20 protein-coding genes are annotated in these 21,700 nt (G+C 49.0%); 6 read left to right on the top strand and 14 right to left on the bottom strand.

The window, feature by feature from the left end:
• Window positions 1–69 precede the first annotated feature (69 nt).
• A complete protein-coding gene (locus C1T21_RS03910; protein WP_061830535.1) occupies window positions 70–1,026 on the bottom strand; it encodes a nucleoside hydrolase in 957 nt (318 codons plus the stop codon).
• Window positions 1,027–1,237: 211 nt separating this feature from the next.
• On the opposite strand from C1T21_RS03910, the gene C1T21_RS03905 reads away from it, so the two are divergent.
• Complete coding sequence (locus C1T21_RS03905) at window positions 1,238–1,831, top strand: hypothetical protein (protein ID WP_103047296.1); 594 nt, start codon at window positions 1,238–1,240, stop codon at window positions 1,829–1,831.
• A gap of 80 nt (window positions 1,832–1,911) precedes the next feature.
• On the opposite strand, the gene C1T21_RS03900 is transcribed toward C1T21_RS03905, so the two are convergent.
• The 3 genes from C1T21_RS03900 to C1T21_RS03890 are packed head-to-tail and all read right to left on the bottom strand — an operon-like array spanning window position 1,912 to window position 5,429.
• Complete coding sequence (locus C1T21_RS03900; RefSeq protein ID WP_103047295.1) at window positions 1,912–2,520, bottom strand: pentapeptide repeat-containing protein; 609 nt, start codon at window positions 2,518–2,520, stop codon at window positions 1,912–1,914.
• Between the two features lie 37 nt (window positions 2,521–2,557).
• Window positions 2,558–3,067: a MarR family winged helix-turn-helix transcriptional regulator gene (locus C1T21_RS03895; protein WP_013312480.1), complete on the bottom strand. Its 510-nt coding sequence runs from the start codon at window positions 3,065–3,067 to the stop codon at window positions 2,558–2,560.
• A complete protein-coding gene (locus C1T21_RS03890; RefSeq protein WP_103047294.1) occupies window positions 3,057–5,429 on the bottom strand; it encodes a helicase C-terminal domain-containing protein in 2,373 nt (790 codons plus the stop codon). Before C1T21_RS03890 ends, C1T21_RS03895 begins: the two co-directional genes overlap by 11 nt.
• Window positions 5,430–5,597: 168 nt before the next feature.
• Here C1T21_RS03890 and C1T21_RS03885 point away from each other — a divergent pair, with 168 nt between their 5' ends.
• Both C1T21_RS03885 and C1T21_RS03880 read left to right on the top strand, forming a co-directional pair.
• Window positions 5,598–6,674 carry a diguanylate cyclase gene (locus C1T21_RS03885; protein WP_103047293.1) on the top strand — a complete coding sequence of 359 codons (1,077 nt, stop codon included), beginning with the start codon at window positions 5,598–5,600 and terminating at the stop codon, window positions 6,672–6,674.
• 134 nt (window positions 6,675–6,808) lie between these two features.
• A complete protein-coding gene (locus C1T21_RS03880) occupies window positions 6,809–6,982 on the top strand; it encodes an aspartyl-phosphate phosphatase Spo0E family protein (protein WP_013312483.1) in 174 nt (57 codons plus the stop codon).
• A 105-nt stretch (window positions 6,983–7,087) separates the two neighbouring features.
• Here C1T21_RS03880 and cidR read toward each other — a convergent pair whose 3' ends face one another.
• Window positions 7,088–7,987, bottom strand: coding sequence for a cidABC operon transcriptional activator CidR (gene cidR / locus C1T21_RS03875; RefSeq protein WP_258012355.1), 900 nt, complete (start codon window positions 7,985–7,987; stop codon window positions 7,088–7,090).
• 131 nt (window positions 7,988–8,118) lie between these two features.
• Here cidR and C1T21_RS03870 point away from each other — a divergent pair, with 131 nt between their 5' ends.
• Together C1T21_RS03870 and C1T21_RS03865 are read left to right on the top strand one after the other, a co-directional pair.
• Window positions 8,119–8,490, top strand: a complete 372-nt coding sequence (locus C1T21_RS03870) for a CidA/LrgA family protein (protein ID WP_103047291.1) — start codon at window positions 8,119–8,121, stop codon at window positions 8,488–8,490.
• On the top strand, window positions 8,487–9,164 hold the full coding sequence (locus tag C1T21_RS03865; protein WP_103047290.1) for a CidB/LrgB family autolysis modulator: 678 nt from the start codon (window positions 8,487–8,489) through the stop codon (window positions 9,162–9,164). Before C1T21_RS03870 ends, C1T21_RS03865 begins: the two co-directional genes overlap by 4 nt.
• 116 nt (window positions 9,165–9,280) lie before the next feature.
• Here C1T21_RS03865 and C1T21_RS03860 read toward each other — a convergent pair whose 3' ends face one another.
• The 4 genes from C1T21_RS03860 to C1T21_RS03845 all read right to left on the bottom strand — a co-directional run bounded on the left by C1T21_RS03860 (window position 9,281) and on the right by C1T21_RS03845 (window position 14,472).
• Window positions 9,281–10,984: a glycerol-3-phosphate dehydrogenase/oxidase gene (locus tag C1T21_RS03860; RefSeq protein WP_103047289.1), complete on the bottom strand. Its 1,704-nt coding sequence runs from the start codon at window positions 10,982–10,984 to the stop codon at window positions 9,281–9,283.
• A 227-nt stretch (window positions 10,985–11,211) separates the two neighbouring features.
• Window positions 11,212–12,702 (bottom strand): glycerol kinase GlpK, encoded by a 1,491-nt coding sequence (glpK, locus tag C1T21_RS03855; protein ID WP_103047288.1) that lies wholly within the window; start codon window positions 12,700–12,702, stop codon window positions 11,212–11,214.
• A gap of 57 nt (window positions 12,703–12,759) precedes the next feature.
• A complete protein-coding gene (locus C1T21_RS03850; protein ID WP_103047287.1) occupies window positions 12,760–13,317 on the bottom strand; it encodes a glycerol-3-phosphate responsive antiterminator in 558 nt (185 codons plus the stop codon).
• Window positions 13,318–13,518: 201 nt separating this feature from the next.
• Complete coding sequence (locus C1T21_RS03845) at window positions 13,519–14,472, bottom strand: alpha/beta hydrolase (protein WP_103047286.1); 954 nt, start codon at window positions 14,470–14,472, stop codon at window positions 13,519–13,521.
• Between the two features lie 260 nt (window positions 14,473–14,732).
• On the opposite strand from C1T21_RS03845, the gene C1T21_RS03840 reads away from it, so the two are divergent.
• Complete coding sequence (locus tag C1T21_RS03840) at window positions 14,733–15,368, top strand: NAD(P)-dependent oxidoreductase (RefSeq protein WP_103047285.1); 636 nt, start codon at window positions 14,733–14,735, stop codon at window positions 15,366–15,368.
• Window positions 15,369–15,524: 156 nt separating this feature from the next.
• Here C1T21_RS03840 and C1T21_RS03835 read toward each other — a convergent pair whose 3' ends face one another.
• The 5 genes from C1T21_RS03835 to C1T21_RS03815 form a co-directional block, all read right to left on the bottom strand.
• The gene (locus C1T21_RS03835; protein WP_103047284.1) at window positions 15,525–16,712 is read right to left on the bottom strand and encodes a cation:proton antiporter; all 1,188 of its coding nucleotides are present in this window, start codon (window positions 16,710–16,712) and stop codon (window positions 15,525–15,527) included.
• A gap of 315 nt (window positions 16,713–17,027) precedes the next feature.
• A complete protein-coding gene (locus C1T21_RS03830; RefSeq protein ID WP_103047283.1) occupies window positions 17,028–17,618 on the bottom strand; it encodes a GNAT family N-acetyltransferase in 591 nt (196 codons plus the stop codon).
• Window positions 17,619–17,680: 62 nt separating this feature from the next.
• The gene (locus C1T21_RS03825; RefSeq protein ID WP_103047282.1) at window positions 17,681–19,042 is read right to left on the bottom strand and encodes an MFS transporter; all 1,362 of its coding nucleotides are present in this window, start codon (window positions 19,040–19,042) and stop codon (window positions 17,681–17,683) included.
• A gap of 93 nt (window positions 19,043–19,135) precedes the next feature.
• Window positions 19,136–20,287, bottom strand: a complete 1,152-nt coding sequence (locus C1T21_RS03820) for a winged helix-turn-helix domain-containing protein (protein WP_103047281.1) — start codon at window positions 20,285–20,287, stop codon at window positions 19,136–19,138.
• Window positions 20,268–21,506 (bottom strand): CynX/NimT family MFS transporter, encoded by a 1,239-nt coding sequence (locus C1T21_RS03815; RefSeq protein ID WP_103047280.1) that lies wholly within the window; start codon window positions 21,504–21,506, stop codon window positions 20,268–20,270. Before C1T21_RS03815 ends, C1T21_RS03820 begins: the two co-directional genes overlap by 20 nt.
• Window positions 21,507–21,700: the final 194 nt, after the last annotated feature.

Raw genomic sequence — 21,700 nt, 5'->3', positions numbered from 1 at the left:
TTTATGTTATGAGTACGTGTCACTAGGCAGTATTATCACCCTATGCCGCACGTTTGTGCATAGTCAGACTTAGTAACGTTTGGGAGCAGCCAGCTTGGCCAAATCCGCCATATACGTAAAAAAGGCTTCTGGATCTGTATCGTATACCAGGTTCACAGGACGTCCCTCTGCCTGTTCCACCGTTCTGCCCTGACTCGGACCTTCTGCGATAACGCTGCAATGCACCGTCTTTTTCTTGACAATGTCCGGGCGTCCTACGGATGCAGTGGTCAGTACATCCCACAAGTAGTAGGTTGAGTTCGTTTCGCTATAGACGAGCGGCGGACATCCAGCATAGCAATTACCCAAGAAATCCACGCCTTCATATCGGCGCTCAGCCGCCCAACGATTGCGTACTGCTGGAGTTAATGGCACTTTGCTTGTGCTTTCCAGCGCTACCAGATCAATCGTGATGCCGCTTTGCCACACCCGATATGCCGCTTCTGGGTCCCAGAACACATTCCACTCTGCTGTGCCGTCATGCTCAGGCTCCTCCACATTCCCTTTTTCAAAGGTGCCGCCCATCCATACCAGCTTTTCGATCTTTGCTTCAATATCCGGTGCTTCATCCAGCGCTCGCGCCAGATCGGTTAGCGGTCCAGTGAATAGCAACAGCGTCTTACCTTCAGCTCCGCGTACCTTTTCGATCAGATGCTGATGAGCTGGTAGGGATGAAAGCGGTGCTTCCATACGCCCTGATTCATTCAGTACGGGTAATGCATCCACATAGAAGGAATGTAAACGCCAAGCGGCAGGAAACGGATTTTTACCGCGTGAATTAGACTTTGCGACTTCCACAGGCCCTTTATTTTGTCCAAAACGATCAATAATTTTACGGCTGGCATCCGTCGCAGGCTCCAGGTAACCATCTGCTGGAATCACCGATACTCCGGTCAAATGAACCTGCTCCATCTGAAGCAGCATAAAAAGGGATACTAGATCATCCACTCCACCATCATGATTAAAATAAACGTTTGTCTGACTCATCTGTCTCTTCCTTCCTTTATCCCCGTAAAACAGGCTTGTTCTTATCGGCAACCACCCTTCATTATGCCTGATCGCTTCACAGGAGTAAATGTGGGATAGTGCGTGAATCAGGGATTTTTTGCTTACTCCATGCTTAAGATAGGTAGAAATGTGTGTAATAACAGGGTAGAATCATGGGTCCTAATCGGAAGCGTAAGAAGGAGAGATGCATATGACAGCCCGAACAATAGAAGAGTTGGAGCAGATCCGTAAAGAATGTAAATCCATGGTGACGAAAAGGGCTGCGGCTTCGGGTGGAGCGGTATTGGTTCCAGTTCCAGGGGCTGACGTTCTTGCTGATGTTGGCATTTTGATGCAGCTGCTGCCTGCCATTAACGGAAAATTCGGATTATCTGAAAAGCAACTGGAAGGCCTGGACGCAGAAACAAAATCCATGGTGTATGGTTTTATCACCTCGATTGGCAGCAAGCTGATCGGGCGACTCATTACCCGTGAAGTCATCGTGCAGATTTTGCAAAAAATGGGCATTCGTATCGCTACCAAGCAGGTTAGCAAGTTTGTCCCCCTTCTGGGGCAAGGGCTAGCCGCGGCAATTGGCTTTACTGCTATGCGAACCATTGGTAATCGGCATGTCGATCAATGTTATGAAGTAGCCAAACGCTTGCTGGAGCAGCGAACTGCCGCAGATATCGCGCGCAACTGGACGATTCCACAGCAGCCTCTAGAGCCTGTCGGAGTTGATCATTTGCCAAACCGGGACCCGGAAGCAGCGATTCCACTACTGCCGGCACCCCCTAAAGATTAAGTTCTTCACATTCGAGTCAACCATCCATTTCACCCGCATGGGGTACTGCAGATCGAGACGGGTCCTGTATCCCGTGCTTTTTAGCCTTCCACCTTGGCTCCATAGGAGCGAGCTACCGCTACTGCCTGCTCGATATCCAACTTGGCTCCGGTGATGTCCAGATCTTTAAAATTCACGCCATCCATCTTCGCACCGCGCAGGTCTGTTCCTTGAAGATGGGCTTTGTGCAGTCTTACCCGGGTAAGATCCGCCTCCCGCAAATCTGCTTTTTCCAAATTGCATTCGGATAAGTCAGCTTCCTTGAATCGTATTTTTCGCAAATCTTGTTTTCTTAAATCTGCATGACGCAAATTCGTATAAGACCAGTCTCCGCCCGTAATTGTGATACCATCCATATTCACCCCTGCAAAATCTGAACCTACCAGCTTGCAGTTATCAAATCGTACTACAAACAGATTGGCGCTGGTGAACAAACAATTGGTAAAAGCCGACTCCTTGTAGTGAGATGCATTCAGAATGGCTCCGGTAAAATCACAGTCCACAAAAGTACAGCCTTCCACGAGGGACTCATTCATCTCCACACCCCGAAAGCGACATCGGGTAAACTCGCAATTTCTCCACTCGCCTTCTCTGGCATCCATTGAACCAAAATCACGGGCTTCATAGACCTCATCTGTATAAAAGAACATGTTCTCTCTCCTATTCTTTATCCCCTATATTAGGAACTCAGCATTTCGGCAAGGACCGCTCAAAACCGCCTTTCATTTTTCCCAGTAACCCCTTCATCATCTTATGATCTTGCGGCGTAAACTCAGACATACACGACCGAATCAGCTTCGTGTAATAAGGGACTATCTTGCTTAGCAGCTCTCGTCCAGCCTCTTTTAATCCGACTGTCACCATTCTCCCGTCACTCTCATGAGCCACACGTTCAATCATGCCATCTCGCTCTAATCCGTCGATCAGCCCCGTCATGGTTCCACGCGTCACATCAGCTTTTTCCGCTAACTCTGATGGTGTCATGCGATGCGGCGAGTGGCAATGCAACAGGCTAAGAACAATAATCCGACCCTGAGAAGCCCCCAACTTGCTAAAATCCGTATCCATTTCTCTGAAAATACCGTTAGCCAAGCGCGCAAATGTCACAAAAGTTTCTATATTATCCACTTCAGCATCTTCATGTCCAAAGCTACGCAGCACCCCGCGTATGGAGTCATTATGAAAATTAAAATTCATAGTCTATCCATTCCTTCCTTAATCCCACTTGTTCCGTCAAACGGTAGCTTTTCCATTCATCTGGCAGCAAAGAAGCATACGGCTCCTTGGCAAAACGATCATCTACCAGGATCAGCAATCCTTCGTCATGCTCTGTGCGAATAAGTCTGCCACCCGCCTGAAGAACCTTGTTCATCCCTGGATATACATACGCATAGTTGAAACCATTCCGTCCCTGTTCCGAAAAATAATCCCGCAGCACATCCCGCTCTGCTCCAATTTGCGGCAAGCCGACGCCGACGACCACTACCCCATTTAAGCGATCACCCGGTAAATCGACACCTTCAGCAAACACACCGCCCAGTACGGCAAAGCCAAGCAAGGTGTGCTCTTGCCCAGGCTGGAAGGCCTCTAGGAATTGATCCCGCTCTGGTTCGGTCATCCCCGGACTTTGTACCAACGTATTTGCGGACACGTCCCGAAGCATGAACTCCTCATACACCTCACGCAGATATGGATAGGACGGAAAGAACACAAGGATATTCCCTTTCCGTTCTACAACCAACGCAGCCAGCATATCCGCAATCGCCCCTTTGGAACGCTCACGATCCCGATAACGGATGGAGAGCGGCAGCAGACGTACATCCCACTGCTCCTGATGGAAGGGCGAAGGAACCTGTAACGTATAATCTTCCTCGTTTGCTCCGAGCATGTCCCGGTAATAAGCAAGCGGTGTCAACGTCGCGGAAAAATAAATGGCTGAGCGGTAGCCCTTAATAGCTTGTCCCAGCAAGTGAGAAGGATCGAGGCAGAACAGCTTGACCCTCACTTCACTGCGTCCTGCTTCCACATAAGTAACGTACCGTTCATCATATAAAGCTGCAATTCGCAACATATTCTGAGCGGTAAAATACGTATCTAGAAGCAATGCATAAGCCGTACCCTCACCGCTTGCGTGGCTTGTACTACCGCCCGTCACCAGTTCACGTTCAGCTGCTTCTACAAAAGGCACCAACAGCTCCAGTACCTCTTGCGGTGCTGCTGTCTCTACTGCTTTTCCTGTATCTGCATATTGCTTGCGCAGCGTAATCATATGTGCGTTCACTGCACTCGCAGCCGCAGCAATCTCCGGGCTTAGCAACTTAAATTCCCGTTTCAGTTCCAAAAAAGAAGATTTCAAAATTTCCGCCGAAAACATGTCCCGGCCGCGTTCGACCAGATTATGCGCCTCATCCACCAGTACAACACCTTTTCGCTTGTGCTCCTCCAGCAATCTTTTCAAAGAAATTCGTGGATCGAAAACATAATTATAATCACTGATTATACCATCCGAGGCATACGCCACATCCAGCGAAAATTCAAAGGGACATACCTTATGCTTGCGCGCATAATGCTCAATCACCGCCCGGGTCATTAACGTCTCATTCGCCAAAATATCGAAAACCGCACCGTTGATCCGGTCGTAATAGCCCTCGCACATGCTGCATGATCCAGCATCACAATCATTTTCATCCTTGAAGCAAATTTTATCCTTCGCAGTCAAAGTCACCACATGCATGTGCAGCCCTTGAACCTGCATTCTGGCATAAGCCTCTTCGGCTGCTGCCCGAGTGGTGGTACGAGCCGTCACATAATATACTCGTCTCACCACCCCTTCGCCGATCGCCTTAATCGCAGGAAACAAGGTGGATACCGTTTTACCAATACCTGTAGGTGCTTTGGCAAACAGGTTAACCCCTTCGGCAATCGTCTTGTACACCGAACCCGCGAGCGTTCGCTGACCCGAACGATACGTGTCAAAGGGAAAATTCAACATAGCAATGCTGGCATCCCGCTTTTCCGCATGTGCTCTCAGCAGGAATGCATACGGAGCATAACCAGCAATCATCTCCTGTGCGAAAGCTTCTAGCTCAGTAAAGGATAGTTCCCGTCTGAATCGGCGAATGTCTTCACTGTGTGCCTGTACATAAGTAAGCTGGACCTGCATCGAATGATGTTGTTCCTCACGAGCAATCATATAGGCATACAGAAATGCTTGTGCCCAGTGTACAGGTTGGCCGTCACCCTGAATATCTTCGAGTGGCAAAGAGATCGATTTAATTTCATCGACCGTCCATACGCCATCCAGCTCAATCAGTCCGTCACAGCGGCCTTCAATGATAAACAATTCGTCCTTATACGGAACTTCTGTACGTAAATGTACCTCTTTGCGGTCATGCTCCTTGTAACCTTTCTGGATAACCTGATGCACGCGAGTTCCTTCGAGCATACTGCTATTCGATCGAAAGCCGCTATGAATGCTGCCGCTCCGATGCACATATTCCACAAGTGGACGCACCGATATGTGAATTGGTTCCTTCATACGATCACCCGTTCCGGTCATAGTCCTTTCACTGTACCACGTAGATAAACGAAACGTAAGGGACATAAGAATCGTTTGTATTCAATTGGTATTCACTCATGCCTACTTTTTACCGAAATATAGAAACGAGGCCTTTTGCTTTATTCCCCACGATACTACAACTCTCAATACAGCATAAAGGATAGGGATATGTTAAAAGAATTAATTAACAATTTTGCGTTATTAACAAGCTTCTTATTCTTTGGAAATTTATTTTTCCGGAAATATGAACGTTACCTAAAAAAACATATATTCATTTATCGGGTAATGAACGGTTTAATGCTGGGTCTGTTTGGCATTCTGTTAATGATGACTGGTTTATGGATCCGTGGGCACTTTGTGGTCGATCTGCGCCAATTGGCGATTATCATATCTGTTTATATGGGAGGATCGGTATCCGGTCTGCTGACCACCTTGATCATAAGCCTGTACCGTATTTATATCACAGGTGGTTGGACAGATGTTTCTCTGACTGCTACCGTCAATTGCTTCATGACACTGGGCATTTCACTTATCTTTATTCGAGAAAAAAGCCTAACACTCCGCAAGTGGATGTCGGCTGTGCTTGGAGGTGCTGTAGTGTCACTGTTATCTACTTTCTATGTGGCTAATCCTCCTGGTAATGAATCTATGATAATAATCACAACTTTTAAGTTGCTTGGCGGCCTATTCACTTATTTTATGATGTCCCATATCAAAAAAACAGAACGGGCTGTTCATCTGCTGGAAGAAGCTGCAAATCGGGATCATTTAACCGGACTCTACAGTCCGCGTGCTTTCGATACGCTATTTGAAGAGGTCTTTCATACTTCCAAGACTACAAAACAACCCTTTGGACTCGTGATGCTGGATATTGACCACTTTAAAAATATTAATGATACGTATGGTCATTTGAACGGAGATACCGTCTTGAGCCAATTGGGAATGCTGTTAACCCGGGAATCTACAACGAGGGCGTACCCCTCCCGTAAGGGCGGAGAGGAATTTGCCATTCTGATTGGAAATTGTGATAGTCAGAAAGCAGCAAGCTTTGCCGAAAAGATTCGGAAAGCTGTGGAAAATGAACGTTTTCTTTTGAATGACGGAACCTCGATCTCTCTAACCGTATCGCTTGGAGCAGGCAGTTCACCTGTCATTGCATCGAGGCACTTACTGGAAAAGACAGATGAGGCATTATATGAAGCTAAACGTTCAGGACGCAATCAGGTGAAACTGGCAAAACCATAGATATTAGTCGCTAAATGTCAGGAAAGCTGGATTATTGTTAATAAAAAGTGGTAAAATGGAAATAACATCGTTATCAAAAAAACTTCTGCCGCTAGTGGAGACATGCCTTACAATCGACATGGGGGGTGGGCTTTGTGAACCTCGAACAATTGGAAAAACTCATGGAAAAAGAACGCCGTGAACTGAATCGCATGGCTGACTTACACGGATTAAAAGATGAACGTGTATTGGATAAATCCTCCAGACTTGACCGTATTATGGACAAGTACCTTCACACCAAGCGTGCAATAAACCAAACACACTCATAGAAGCAAGCTACATCGCTGCCCCTCAGGGCAGCTTTTTTATGATGTAAGCAGTATTCATCCTCCTTCGGTACACATCTGCATCGTACTCACCTTCTCGTTGACTGACTATTTTCCGCCATATTCCGTCCTCAACAATTGCTGGGTGAACGATATCCATTCTCTGGCGGCAAAGGACAGATAACGATCGTTCCGCCAGATCATCCCCAAATGCCAAGGAATGACGGGGTCCACCAATGGAAGAACACGCAAGCGCTCGGAATCCAGATCTCGGCAAATGGCCTCCGGCAACAGCGCTACTCCCAGGTTTGCAGCAACCATTTCGCTAATCAGATCCCATTGTGAGCTTTCGTAGACTACACGCGGCTGAAAGCCAGCACGGACACATTCGGCAATGATACGGTCATGCAGCGTAAAATCCTCACGGAACAGTACAAACGCCTCCTCCGCCAACGCAGATAATGGTACCTCCTTGCACTCTGCCAATGCATGCGTAGGATGAACGAGCAAATTCAGCTTTTCCTCCACAAACAGAAATGTCTCAAACATATCTCCAACCGCAGGCAGCACAATCACCCCGATATCCAATGCCCCGGCTTCTACGTCCTGTTCCACTTTCTTCGCCCCGTCCTCAAATAATTGAATAGTCACATCAGGATATGCCTTATGGAATTCTCCAATGACACGCGGGAAAAAGCTCGATCCGACCATAGGGGGCAGGCCAATACGGATATGTCCCTTTTTGAGGTCCATCAAATCACTCAGCTCCGAGGACAGGCTCTGAAAGGACTTTACAATCGCTTGTGCTTGAAGCTCAATTACCTTTCCCGCATCCGTCAGTTCGATTCTTTTGCCAATTCGGTCGAACAAAGCGACCCCCAGTTCATCTTCCAGACTTTTAATCGTCTTACTGATCGTCGGCTGGGTAATAAACATGCTCTGGGCTGCCTTTGTAAAGCTACGCAACCGCGCGACTTCCAAAAAATATTGTAAATGTCGGATATCCAAAGCTACACCTTCTCCCATAGACAAACGGAATAGATTACATTCTTTATATGCATTTTACTCATGAAAGCTTGTGATGTAAAATTTCATTACAGTTTGAAAATAACCGATCTCAAAGATAGGAGCCATTATATATGAAAAGCTTCATACGCGGTGTCCTCCAGATCGCCGTCCTGATGGCCTTTTCGCTCATCCTGAACGCGGTAGTCTCCTGGCTCCACCTGCCTGTACCCGGTAGTATCCTTGGTATGCTGATCCTTTTTATTCTGCTGCAAACCGGCTTGGTCCGGCTAAGCTGGATTGAAGTTGGCGCAAATTGGTTGCTGGCCGAGCTGCTATTATTCTTTATCCCCTCCGCTGTCGGCGTTATGAATTATTGGCCGATGCTGGAACACGATGGTATGAGCATTATGCTGGTCGTGTTGCTCGGCACCTTTCTGGTGATGGCCTGCACAGGTATGGTCGCTAGTCTGCTTGGTAAACGAAAGGAGCATAAATCATCATGACCGGTCTTCTATGTATTGTATTGACACTCGCTATTTACTGGATGGCCAAACGCATGTACCGCACACTACCCAAGGTGTATTTGTCTCCATTGCTCATTACACCTATTGTTATCATTTTGATTTTGACGCTGACGGGTGTGGACTACCGTTCCTATAATTCGGGCGCTCACTTGCTGTCCATGCTGCTACAGCCAGCTACGATTGCATTTGCTGTCCCTTTGTACCGATATTTCCCTGTGTTAAAAAAACACGCGACCCAAATCGTGCTTAGCGTGCTGTCTGGGTCTGTTGTAGCCGTGTTGTCCTCCATGGCGCTTGCTAAGTGGATGCACCTGAATTCTTCGCTGCTGAGCAGCCTGATTCCTCGCTCCATTACGACGCCCATTGCGATGAATGTATCGCAAACGATTGGCGGCAATCCGACGGTCACGGCTGTATTCGTTATTCTGACCGGATTGAGCGGTCTTATTATCGGTCCGATGATTGTAAAACTGTTCCGTATTGAAAATGAAGTCTCACGTGGGGTACTGCTCGGTACCGGTGCTCATGGTACTGGCACTTCTAAAGCCTTCGAGTTCAGTTCACTGACGGGGACGATTTCCAGCATCTCGATGGTGCTCGCCGCTCTCTTTACTTTGGCAGCTGCCCCATTCCTGTTCCACTTGATGCTGTAAGCAATCTGTATACAAAGAAGCAGCGATTCTCTTGTTATTGAAGAATCGCTGCTTCTTTGCTTTCAGTCCATGTCTCAAAGCAATGGGCGCCTCAAGGGTATATATCCCTCGCGGCCTCAAATAGCTTTAACGTCACCGGGTTTCACCTCTGCCTCTACAGGCGTTACAGCTTCATACAGGTAAGCATCCAGCTCAGCCGTATATTGTCGTTCTTGCGCGGCGCTCCAGCCTGCACGTTCAGACATCCATGCGATGGCGGGCTGTTTCCAGCGCTTCACCTCGTCAATCTGGAAGAATAGAGCCCCAGTTCGGCGTATAAAAAAATCAGACGGTGTCACTGTCATTTCCTGTTCCATCGCATACAGGAGCGGGACACGCACTTCCACAGGCAGCACCGCTTCCTGCTCGGTAGCCTCCTTCATGCTGCGTGCCGCTATGACAAACAGCCGCTCTGTGTTGGAGCCATAGCGGGTTGCCCATGCTCTAGCTATATCCGGCGACAGGCCGAGCGCAACACCTGCTGCGGTTTGCTTACCTACGTACGCGTCCCAGCCCGCCGAGCCGCCTACACTGCCGCCCGAAATCGGGATATGTCTGGTGCGGCATGCCCGGAAGCTCTGCCCATGCAAGCGCCCCAGCTCCCGTACCGCACGATCCACGACGAGTTCGGACATTTTCCGGTAGCCCGTCAGCTTGCCGCCTGCAATCGTGATCAGACCTGAACGGGATTCCCAAATTTCGTCCTTGCGTGAAATTTCCGAAGGGCTTTTACCGTCTTCATAAATGAGCGGCCGTACCCCTGCCCAACTGGATTCTACATCCGTAACAGTCAGCTTTACATTCGGGAACATTCCGTTGATCGCTTGAAGCACATACGCCCGATCTTCGGCGGTCATCCGAGGATGCGCCGTATCCCCCTCATACACCGTGTCGGTCGTACCTGCATAGGTTTTTCCATCACGTGGGATGGCAAATACCATGCGTCCATCCGGTGTATCGAAGTACACTGCCTGTTTGAGCGGAAAGCGCTCAGCATCGAACACCAGGTGAATACCTTTCGTCAGGCGAAGCACCTTGCCCTCTTTGGAGCGATCCATTTCCCGCAACGTGTCTACCCATGGTCCGGCTGCATTAATAACCAGCGAAGCTCGAATTTCGTATGGTTTTCCCGTTACCCGGTCCGTTACGCTTGCACCGCTTATTCGTCCTTCGTCATACAGTAGCTTGTCAGCCTTGGCATAGTTCACCGCCAGCGCCCCTCGTGTAACAGCTTCCTTCATGACCTCAATCGTCAGGCGAGCGTCATCTGTGCGGTACTCCACATAGCTGCCGCTTCCCTTCAGTCCGTCACGCTTCAGCAAAGGCTCGCGCTCTAGTGTAGCCTGGATGTCCAGCATGCGACGACGCTCACTACGCTTAACACCAGCAAGGAAATCATATACCAGCAGCCCGACAGAGGTGGTAAATGCGTTAAACGTGCCGCCCTTGTGAAAAGGAAGCAACATACGCTCCGGTATGGTCACATGTGGACCATTTTCGAATACGATTGCCCGTTCCTTCCCGACCTCGGCTACCATCTTGACTTCAAACTGCTTCAAGTAACGAAGACCACCATGCACTAGCTTGGTCGAGCGACTGGACGTACCTGCTGCGAAATCCTGCATCTCCACCAGTGCTGTCTTCAAACCACGATCCGCTGCATCCAGCGCAATACCCGCCCCTGTAATGCCGCCGCCAATGATTAAAATATCAAAATGCTCATGTCCCATTCGTTCCAAAACAGCGGTTCTCTCCTGCGCAGCAAATCCCTGTTCTCCCATCATTTATCCCTCCAGCTTTGTATATATTCACAATGTAATCTGCCAACCGAATCATCATAAGGTACAAAAAAAGACCACGAACATCGCTGCGGCGGATGCCGAGCGGTTCATGGTCTCTCCAAGTCTCCTGACGAGTATTAACTTATCTATATCGTAGCACACACGGTACGCTATGAAAAGGGAAATCTGCCTGTGCCAGATGGCTGCCTTCTATCGAAAAACCGTCTCTACTTGAACGCCATTGCGGCATGAACTGCCTTTTTCCAGCCACCATAAAGCTCAGTCCGCATGTCCTCACTCATGGACGGAGTAAAGGTATGATCACTCTGCGCATATCCCCGGACTTCATCCAGACTGCTCCAAAACCCGACTGCCAGTCCCGCTAAATACGCCGCACCGAGTGCAGTTGTCTCGTTCACAGCAGGTCGTTCTACAGGCAGATCGAGAATATCGCTCTGGAACTGCATCAGGAATTCGTTCATCACTGCACCTCCATCTACACGCAATGAACGCACAGGTACACCCGAATCGCTCGCCATGGCAGTTAGGACATCTTTAGTCTGGTAAGCCAGCGATTCCAGTACCGCTCGGATAAAGTGCTCCTTGGTCGTTCCCCGCGTCAAACCAAATGTCGCGCCGCGCACGTCACTGTCCCAATACGGGCTGCCCAGACCCACAAAGGCTGGGACAAAATATACCCCTTCCGTCGAGGTCACACGCGCCGCATACGCTTCACTATCTTTGGCTTCGCGGAACATACGCAACCCGTCACGCAACCACTGAATAGCAGACCCGGCTACAAAAATGCTGCCCTCCAGCGCATACTTTACCTGACCATTCAGCCCCCATGCAATGGTCGTAATCAGTCCATGTTCCGAGTCACAGGGCTCATCTCCGGTATTCATCAGCATAAAGCATCCCGTACCGTATGTATTTTTAATCATACCCTTGTCAAAGCATCCCTGACCGAACAGAGCTGCTTGCTGATCGCCCGCCGCTCCGGCAATAGGGATTTCCTGCCCAAAAAAGTGATAATCCACCGTATGCGCATATATCTCAGAAGATGATTTCACCTCTGGTAGCATAGACGCAGGAACGCCGAGAATATCCAGCAGCTCCTCATCCCATTTTAGCTCATAAATGTTGTACATGAGTGTGCGGGCCGCATTGGAGTAGTCCGTTACATGTGCTTTACCACCGGACAATCTCCAGATTAGCCAGGTATCAATCGTACCAAACAGCAAATCCCCGCGCTCCGCTTGAGCTCGTGCCCCTTCGACGTTGTCGAGTATCCATTTGACCTTGGTGCCAGAAAAGTAGGGATCAATAAGTAGTCCCGTTTTGCTATGAAAAATATGATCAAATCCACGGCTTTTCAATTCCTCGCAGATCCCGGCTGTTTGCCGTGACTGCCATACCAGCGCATGATATACAGGAAGACCCGTATGTTTATCCCACACCACTACGGTTTCCCGTTGATTCGTAATACCAATCCCGGCAATTTGGCTGGCTTTCACACCTGATTCCGACAGGCAGGAGGCGATGACGGCCAAAATAGAGCTCCATATTTCATTTGCGTTTTGCTCTACCCACCCCGGCTGGGGAAAATACTGTGGGAACTCCCGTTGTGCCTTGTACACCACTTTTCCCTGCCGATCAAACAAGATGGCCCGCGAACTGGTTGTGCCCTGATCCAAGGCAAGAATGTATTGCTCCATCGTTTTCCAGCCTCCTTGCATATTTATGTATTGGTGCCCACTTGATTCAAATAAAGGCTATTGCTTATAATGCTCGAACAGTTGTTTATTGGAGGTCGTAACTGCTGTAGCTCCCGCAGCCAATGCCGCTTCCACATCCTCTGGGGTGCGAATAAGTCCGCCCGCCAAAATAGGAATGCCCGTGCGTTCGCTGACTTCCCTAATCATCGGTGGAACAACACCGGGCAGCACCTCAATATAATCAGGTCGTGTTTTTTCCACCAGCGCGTAGCTTTTTTCCAGCGCAATCGTATCGAGCAGGAACACCCGCTGTACAGCAAGAATCCCCTTCTTTTTAGCGGTTGCAATCACCCCGGATCGGGTCGAAATAATCCCAAACGGCTTAATTTCCTGACACAAATATTCAGCCGCATACTCGTCATTCTTCAAACCTTGCACCAAGTCGGCATGCAGAAGCATTTGCTTGCTGCGACTCCTAGCCATCTGGTACAGGTTGCGCAGCTGCGCTACATGCGTATCCAGAAAAACCGCATACTCATAAGAGCTGTCCAAAATACCCTCCAGCTGCTTCATATGCTTAGCTGCAGGTAAAATGCGTTGTCCCTGAAATGGCATGGGTATCCCCCTTAGGCTGAATGTTGGTCAAACTCGTTCAAATTTTATATTATCACTCTGTTCGACGAACGTGAAGCGGTTTCATTGCAGATATGTATAAAGGCTGCCTTCCCTGCAATAATGTCAGTAGGAAGAGACAGCCTAATCTCAAAAAACTGGATCAAATCACACGGCGGCATCCTTAAAATGCTCTATAGTGTACTAGCCCTCAAACCCTTGGCGCAGCCATGAGGTAGCGAGCGCGATTGCACCGCGCTTGGCCGCGGTTTCCGACAATGGGTTCAGCATCACAAAGTCGTGAATGATGCCCTGAAAGCGTACAGCGGTCACATCTACCCCCGCTTCACGCAGCTTGTTCGCATAGGCCTCACCTTCATCGCGCAGCACATCGGCCTCGCCTGTAATGACCAGCGCACGCGGTAGCCCTTTGAGCTGTTCTGTGGTGGCACGTAACGGGGACGCCGTGATCTGCGCTCGTTCGTTGGGATCCGTCGTATATTGATCCCAAAACCATTGCATTCCTTCGCGGCTCAGGAAATATCCTGTGGCGAACTCCTGGTATGACTCTGTATCAAAGGAAGCATCCGTCACCGGATAAAATAACAACTGCTGCCGGATGGCAGGACCACTGCGTTCTTTGGCCAGCAGCGTTACGGCCGCGGTCATGTTACCGCCGACACTGTCTCCGGCTATCGTCAGCGTATCGGGCTTCAGTCCATGCTCGCGCCCATGCTGTGCCACCCATTGAACGACCGCGTAAATTTCCTCAATCGCCGTCGGATATTTAGCTTCAGGTGACAAGCTGTATTCCGGGAATACAACGGCTGCCTGTGAGCCGACTGCCAATTCACGAATCAGACGATCATGCGTATGGGCATTACCGAATACCCAGCCTGCTCCATGAATATATACAATGACCGGGAGATCGCTTGTCACTTGTTGTGGGCGAACAATTCTGACCTTCACCTCACCGCCAGGCCCACCTGGAATAGTTAGATCTTCTAAATCTGCGGCAGGTTTGTCTGCTGGACCGGATTGAACCTCATTGACCGTTTCACGTCCTTTTTCAGGACCCAGATCATATAGAAACGGAGGCTTGGCATTATCGTCTGCAAATTTTTGTGCTGCGGTTTCAAGCTGTACTTTTTTACTCATTTCGGTTCACTCTTCCTTTCTTATCTGTGGTCTACATATATCCAATATGGCTTAAGTTTGCTCATTCAGTTTCACCTTATATATTTAAACGAGTTTCTCTCTTTCCAATCGGAGGACTTTAGTTTGCCCAACAGAAGAGCTTGACTTTTATTTTATATTGTAACTATAATAGTTACATATTAAAATTCGTAAATGCACTGGGTACACTTACGATCAAACGAATGAATCATCCACATCATATTTATAGGAGGCTATCTATTATGAAAATTGCAGTTATTGGTGCAACCGGTAAAGCAGGAAGTAATATCGTAAAAGAAGCATTAGACAGAGGGCATGAAGTAACCGCCATCGTTCGTGACTCGGCTAAAGTAACAGAAAGTCGTGCTACTGTAGTACAAAAAGACGTTTTTGATCTGAAAACAGATGATCTGAAAGGCTTTGACGTAGTCGTTAATGCATTTGCCGCTCCACTCGGACAAGAGCATCTACATGTAGATGCAGGTAACGTACTAATTGAAGGTCTGCAAAATGTATCCGGTACTCGCCTGATTATCGTAGGTGGTGCAGGCAGCTTGTTCACTGACGAATCCCAAACACTTTTGGTAAAAGATGCTCCCGGCTTCCCTGATTTCGTATATCCAACAGCAAATAATCAAGGAAAAAACCTGGAAATCCTGCGTGGTACCAGCGACCTGAACTGGACTTTCATTAGTCCTTCTGCGGAATTTGCTCTGGGTAAACGTACAGGCTCTTACCAAGTGGGAAAAGACACGCTGTTGGTTAATTCCAAAGGTGCAAGCTATGTCAGCTACGAAGATTATGCAGTTGCCGTAGTGGACGAAATCGAAAAACCACAACATCTGAACCAACGTTTCACTGTCGTATCCGAGTCCTAATTTCCCTATTCTTGCAGCACATTTAGCATAAAAAAGACCCTTTGCCCATTTTCTCATGCTGCATGGAAAGTCCGCTTTACTCTAAATCAGACTTTCCATGCACGCTATGAGGCTGAACCCGAAGGGTCTTTTTGTTATGACCTGTTGATGCTCTCGTTATGACTTGTCAATGCTGGCCTTCTTTTCTGTATCGTGAGCGGAAGTCTCCCTCTTATCGCTAAAACACAGCTTGAGAATCGGAGGCGAAGCCAAGGTCGTCAGAATGATGGCAATGATCACCGATGTAAAATATTGCTGTGCCAACAGACCCGACTGTAGACCGGTAGCTGCGATAATAAGTGCGACCTCGCCGCGAGATATCATCCCGGAGCCGATCGCAAGGGCAGAACGGTTATCGAAGCCCGTCAGCCGCGCCCCGAGACCTCCCCCGATTAGCTTTGTCACCAGCGCAATCAGTGTCAAAACAACAACAAATCCGAGCTGCTGTCCTACTCCCTCAAAGGAAACATTTAATCCGATGCTGACAAAAAATACAGGAACAAAGATGGAATAAGCGATGGGCTCCACCTTTTCTTCTACGACGTGCTTAAAGCTGGTTTGTGCAATGGCAATCCCGGCCGCAAAGGCTCCGATAATTCCTGCCATCCCCAACATATCCGCAAAATACGCAAACCCAAAGCAAATAATCAACGCAGTCGTGATGACTGCTTCAGTCACCTTGAGTGGAGCAAGTATTTTCATAAGCCATGGAACAACGAACCAGCCCCCCAGAATAGCTACGACGAAGAAAACTAGCTTTTTGCCAACAAGAAGCCCCAGTGAAGTTTCTCCACCCATACCGAATATACTCATTACTACCGCTAGCAGCACCACGACAAGCACATCATCCAGCACTGCCGCACCCAAAATGGTCGAGCCTTCCCGGGTATTCAGCTTATTCATATCCTTAAGTACCTGTACCGTAATGCTTACCGAGGTAGCACTCAGAATAATTCCTAGAAACCAGCCTTCATGCACCGAGAATCCAAAGGCTTCCCCTACACCAAAACCGCAAATTAGCGGTAAAATAATACCTCCAACCGCCACAGCTACCGCAGGCTTCCAGTTACGTCGAAGTTGATCCAGGTCCGTCTCCAGTCCAGCAATGAACATCAACAGCAGCACGCCGATTTCAGACATATTATGAATCAGCGAATCATTCTGAACCCATCCGAATACGGCTGGACCCAGGACAATTCCTGCGATCAGCTTTCCCAACACCGCTGGTTGACCGAGCTTGACAGACAAATGACCCGCGACTTTTGTGAACAGTAGAATCAGCAGAAGATATAGTATAAATTGCATAGGCTGATAACCTCCTTTTATTTAATCCTTGAACTCATCTGCGCATAACCTACAATATTGAAGAAAACTGATAATCATAAAATGCTAAACAAACGTGCAAAATATGTGTCTGACCTTAAACAAACTGCTCGCAAAATAAAAAGGGAAACCCGAAATACAGCACAGGTTCCCCTAAAAAAGACATAAAGGAGCCTTGGTGACAGGCTCCTCCGGTAAATTCATATATTCATTTGATGTTGTCGGTCATACTTGCGCAAACAAGCAATTTTATCTTTTAATTATATCTCTTCTGCAAACCCGTGTAAACGTGTTGAATCAATTTTCTGCTTTTTTCACATAGCGGTCGCGGTATTCGTGGTCCAGCATACTCATCAGAATCGAATCATGGTATTCATAATTATAGAATAAAGCATCCCGCTGCACACCTTCGCGCTGAAAGCCTACTTTTTCATAGCAACGAATGGCACGTTCATTAAAATCAAATACATTCAGCTCAATCCGATGCAGATTACAGATACCGAATCCGTAACCCAGCATGAGTACAAGCGCTTCGGTGCCGTAGCCTTTCCCCTGATTTCCCTGCTCATTGATCGCAATACGGATGTTGGCACTGCGGTTCAGGCTGTCCATATCCTGCAGGGCTATATCCCCAATGACACGATCATCTTCGCGAAGCGCAATCAACAGCAGCAGGCTTGAGGCATCCTGTCCTTTAGCTTCAATATAACGGGCAATTTGATCCTTGGTAAAGCTGCGTTGTGTGCCTGTCAGCCTCCGCACATCCTGATGGAACAATGTATTATAGTATAGCTCGGTGTCCTCTACATTAACGGGACGCAAGTACACCCGTGATCCTTCAAGTAACCGTGCCACAGGCTCTGAGCCTGAAGTTTGTTGAGTCATCATGATCTCTCCCATGCTAAAAATATAAATGACGAAAATCGAAGTAAATTATTGCGCAAGTTCGACTACGCAAGGTCTGCATTTTGCTCCGTAGTCAGGCTGGAATCAGCGAGGGACTCGCGCCAAATTACGGATTGAAGCAGCAGGCCTGCCAAACCCAAGACTCCAACAGTCATCCCGATCCAGACAAAAGCCGTTCCCGCCCCTGCTATTCGGATCAATACTCCCCCGGCAAGCGGGGAAACGACCATGATTGCTCCAATCACGGTACTTTGGATACCAAAGACGCGCCCCACCATATCGGCAGGGGTTTTGGCTTGTAATATATAGTTCTGGGTGATAATGTACAGGCCGTTGCCCACGCCCAGCACGGCCCCGATCATAAGCAGTACGGGCAATCCTGTTCCGGGTTGCGCCCAGCCTAAAGCAGCAATAGCTCCGCCAACCAGCACATACCCACCACCGAGCCCCCAGCCTGCGCTTATGCGATTCAAGCGATTAAGCACAAGCATGCAGCCGACGGCGCCAGCACCAATGGCTGAAACCAGCCAGCCAAGCAGCGATTCATTACTCGGAGCGAGCACTCGCAGCAATGTAGGGAACTGGTAGTCGATCATGAGAATGGCGATTAAGCCGAAAAGTCCGAATATGAGCGTATGCAAAAGCATTCGACTGCGCCATAAGAACGCCCAGCCCTCACGCCATTGGTTGAAAAAACGAGATGCGCGGACATGCTCCTCCCGCATTTTGGCTTCATCAGCCTTAGGCGCTGTATGCGCAGCCGACTTTCCTTGCTGCCCGGCTGCAACAGCTTGTTGGTCTGCGCTAACCAGCGCCGGACCGATTCCGCGCAGCGGCCACAGCAACAGGCCGGAACAGAGACGCAGCAATGCATTGAGAATAATGCATGCCTGAGGGGACAACACAGTCAAGGTCATAGCGCCCAGTAATGGCCCTGCCACTTTGGAGGCCTGATTGACCAACCCATTCAGCGAGGTCGCCCGAAACAGGTCGTCGCTGGCGACTACCGTGCGGGTTAAGCCTTGCTGTGAAGGCATTTGGAATACGCCAGCCGCCGCGCGCAGACCGAGCAAAGGCAGCAGCCACACCGGACCCGGGACGGCGAGAATGACCAGCGTCAATAAGGCAATAGCTGCATCGCAGACGATCATCAGCCTGGCCTTGTGTACCCGGTCGGCTAACGTGCCCGCGATGGAACCCAGCAGCAAACCCGGTAGGGCCATCACTACCGGAATCAGCGCAATCATCATAGGGTCGGCTTCCCAGCGATAGGCAACAAGCACCTGAATGGCGATAGCATCAAACCAATCGCCAAAGGAGGCAGCCGTGTGCGCCGCAAACATCCGCCGAAAACGGCCATTGCGCCAAATACTAGGCGTGGATTGCAGTTCTTTCTTTTCCTTCATTATCTACTCACCCTGCTCTCATTTTCAGCTTCTTTTAGCAATAAGAACATTCTAGCGGGTCTATATCAGAGGAAAATCAGACGGCTAAAAACATCAGACGACAGAAAGTGTTTGCTCCAACCAGCGCCTTAGCGCCTGACGATGCAGTGTTAAACTGTTGTCCCGGTCAAGCCGATCATATTGAGCCGCATATTTCTCTTCCAGCGTGGGATAAGAACCGCAGAGCTTCAAAAAACCGCGGATTTGGCAGACCGCCTTGATTTTTAGCAATTCCTGTTTAGCCATATCAAGGGTGTCCAGCCCTTCATCCATAAGCCGCTCGGCGTTGTTCACATCCCCAGTACGCAAAAGCATAAGTCCGCGCATCATGCGATAACGGCCCAGTTCGCGTAAATACGGAGCCTCCGACAGCATGCCTTCCAGACGATCAGATAGTTCCGCAGCTTTTTCCATATGATCGGAAACCAGATGTATGTACATCTCCATCAGTGCAACAGGCATCACAAATTTATCGAGATTATCCCGTTCCATTACCCTCAAGGTTAGTGGTAGACCTTCCTGTGCGCGTTCAGGTTCTCCATTTTCCACATAAGCCTCCAAGATGTTGAGAATGCGTAATTCCCGTTCCTGTTCACTGGACAGCAGCCTGCTGGAAAGCGCACACTCACATAGAGCAATCCCCTCATCCGTTACCCCTGCTGTGCCCGTAAATAGCAGCAACATCCAATACAATCGGTCTACGGGGGCGAAGTCCTCCCGCTTCAAGAACCAAGCCACATCCGCCTGTACAAAATGGGTATACATTTGATAAAAGGCGGACATTTGAAAACCCATCTGCTCCTGCTGGGCAGCCAGCGCTACGATGGAATTTCCCTGCCCCAATAGCTGGTATTTCCGGAATAGTCCATGTACAGCGTCCTGCACCTCCTGATCGTGCAAGGACGGATGATTCTGTGGCTGTACGTCAGTCAAGGTCAAGCTGTAGCCATACCCTCTAACCGTATGAATACGGAGCCCATCCCATGACTTAAGTTTTTTGCGCAATCTATAGATATGATCATCCACCGTACGTTCCACCGGATACTCCAGCGGCCACACACGATCCAGCAGTTGTTCCCGGGTGAACACCTGATTCCGGTTATCGTACAGAAAGCGCAACAGCGCAAATTCTTTAGCCAACAACATAACACGATCTGCATTACAGACCACACTGTAGCCATCTGCATCAAATTGTAGCCTGATCATCCACCTCGCCTCCGACATATCGTTTCTTGGCTGCACCCAGTCCTATAAACATAAGCAACACACTCAGACACAAGAGCAGCAGCAGCGGGATTGTCCAGCCTTGCGTCGCATCATGCAAATAACCGAACAGTGTCGGCCCGGTCGCTGCTAGCAAATAGCCAAAGGATTGCGCCATACCAGACAGCTCTGCTGCCTGCTGCGGTGTCCGCGTCCGCAAATTAAAGAACATCATCACTAACGGGAAAGCAAAACCACCCGCTATACCGATACAAATAACCCAAATCACACTCCACTGTGTAGCTCCAAGCAGAAATCCACCCAGACCGATAAAATACAGGGCAGCCATAATCAGAACCAATACCCGCTGATCCTTCACCCGCGCTGCCCAAATAGGCACAATAAAAGTAAATGGCATTTGCGAAAACTGCAGCACGGACAGCATCCATCCCGCAGTCTCTGAATCCATTCCCTGTCCGCTCATCATTTCGGGAAACCAAGCGGCAGGAACATAGAACAAGGCAGATTGCAGCCCCATAAACAGCGTCACCTTCCAAGCCAAAGACGATGTATATACATTCACGGTTCGGGCAGACACTGCCGCTTTATTGGCTGTTTTGCGCGCCTTAAGGAGCTGGGGCACCCAAAGTAAAATACCTACGACACCCACAATCGCCCATATTCCCAAAGCACCTCGCCAGCCCATACCTCCATTCAAAGCCAGCGGTATACTCAGCCCGGATGCTGTTGCAGCGACCACGTTCATAGATACTGAGTATACACCAGTCATCAGTCCGCTGTTGCGAGGAAACTCCTCTTTGATCAGACTGGGCAGCAACACATTACACACGGCAATAGCCAGTCCCAGCATGGCGGTCCCGACAAATAATGCGGTCACCCCCAGCGTTGAGCGCACCACAATACCTGCGGTCAACAGCAGCAAGGCTGCAAAAATAATAAGAGACGACCCGAAGCGGCGCGACAGTTTGGCTACAAAAGGCGACAACAGGGCAAAGGCCAGCAGCGGCAACGTCGTTAATAGGCCACTCAGTGTATTCGAAATATGCAAAGAATCCTTAATCAAACCGATAAGAGGTCCTACCGAGGTAATCGAGGCGCGCAGATTGGCACCTACCAAAATGATCCCTACGGCAAGCACCCAAGGACCGGCATGCCACAAAGATTTGTATACCAAAGCTCGTTGGTGTTGCTGTGAACTCATCTCTCCATTCTCCAATCCATCTGTGTTATGCTCAAAGGCTCCAACCAAGTGTACGGCTGGAGCCTAGCAATTTTTATCTCATTAAATTATAAAGGCGTTCGTGCCATATGTATAGGACGGATCGATACAGCGCTCCAAGTCTTCAAGTTCAGCATATAGCCTCATTGAAAAAATAAAAGCTGCCTGAAAGGATA

The organism is Paenibacillus sp. F4 (assembly GCF_002894905.1).
Taxonomy (GTDB): domain Bacteria; phylum Bacillota; class Bacilli; order Paenibacillales; family Paenibacillaceae; genus Paenibacillus; species Paenibacillus polymyxa_B.
Note: the sequence above shows the minus strand (reverse complement) of the source record. Positions and strands in the feature narration are given on the sequence as shown.

What these genes read in the sequence shown, in the direction of transcription:
- C1T21_RS03895 (WP_013312480.1), bottom strand. Translation starts at nt 3,067, where the DNA reads ATGAATTTTAATTTTCATAATGACTCCATACGCGGGGTGCTGCGTAGC.
- C1T21_RS03905 (WP_103047296.1), top strand. Translation starts at nt 1,238, where the DNA reads ATGACAGCCCGAACAATAGAAGAGTTGGAGCAGATCCGTAAAGAATGT.
- C1T21_RS03885 (WP_103047293.1), top strand. Translation starts at nt 5,598, where the DNA reads ATGTTAAAAGAATTAATTAACAATTTTGCGTTATTAACAAGCTTCTTA.
- C1T21_RS03835 (WP_103047284.1), bottom strand. Translation starts at nt 16,712, where the DNA reads ATGCAATTTATACTATATCTTCTGCTGATTCTACTGTTCACAAAAGTC.
- C1T21_RS03890 (WP_103047294.1), bottom strand. Translation starts at nt 5,429, where the DNA reads ATGACCGGAACGGGTGATCGTATGAAGGAACCAATTCACATATCGGTG.
- C1T21_RS03845 (WP_103047286.1), bottom strand. Translation starts at nt 14,472, where the DNA reads ATGAGTAAAAAAGTACAGCTTGAAACCGCAGCACAAAAATTTGCAGAC.
- C1T21_RS03860 (WP_103047289.1), bottom strand. Translation starts at nt 10,984, where the DNA reads ATGGGAGAACAGGGATTTGCTGCGCAGGAGAGAACCGCTGTTTTGGAA.
- C1T21_RS03815 (WP_103047280.1), bottom strand. Translation starts at nt 21,506, where the DNA reads ATGAGTTCACAGCAACACCAACGAGCTTTGGTATACAAATCTTTGTGG.
- glpK (WP_103047288.1), bottom strand. Translation starts at nt 12,702, where the DNA reads ATGGAGCAATACATTCTTGCCTTGGATCAGGGCACAACCAGTTCGCGG.
- C1T21_RS03910 (WP_061830535.1), bottom strand. Translation starts at nt 1,026, where the DNA reads ATGAGTCAGACAAACGTTTATTTTAATCATGATGGTGGAGTGGATGAT.
- C1T21_RS03820 (WP_103047281.1), bottom strand. Translation starts at nt 20,287, where the DNA reads ATGATCAGGCTACAATTTGATGCAGATGGCTACAGTGTGGTCTGTAAT.
- C1T21_RS03865 (WP_103047290.1), top strand. Translation starts at nt 8,487, where the DNA reads ATGACCGGTCTTCTATGTATTGTATTGACACTCGCTATTTACTGGATG.
- C1T21_RS03830 (WP_103047283.1), bottom strand. Translation starts at nt 17,618, where the DNA reads ATGATGACTCAACAAACTTCAGGCTCAGAGCCTGTGGCACGGTTACTT.
- C1T21_RS03900 (WP_103047295.1), bottom strand. Translation starts at nt 2,520, where the DNA reads ATGTTCTTTTATACAGATGAGGTCTATGAAGCCCGTGATTTTGGTTCA.
- C1T21_RS03850 (WP_103047287.1), bottom strand. Translation starts at nt 13,317, where the DNA reads ATGCCATTTCAGGGACAACGCATTTTACCTGCAGCTAAGCATATGAAG.
- C1T21_RS03825 (WP_103047282.1), bottom strand. Translation starts at nt 19,042, where the DNA reads ATGAAGGAAAAGAAAGAACTGCAATCCACGCCTAGTATTTGGCGCAAT.
- C1T21_RS03840 (WP_103047285.1), top strand. Translation starts at nt 14,733, where the DNA reads ATGAAAATTGCAGTTATTGGTGCAACCGGTAAAGCAGGAAGTAATATC.
- C1T21_RS03870 (WP_103047291.1), top strand. Translation starts at nt 8,119, where the DNA reads ATGAAAAGCTTCATACGCGGTGTCCTCCAGATCGCCGTCCTGATGGCC.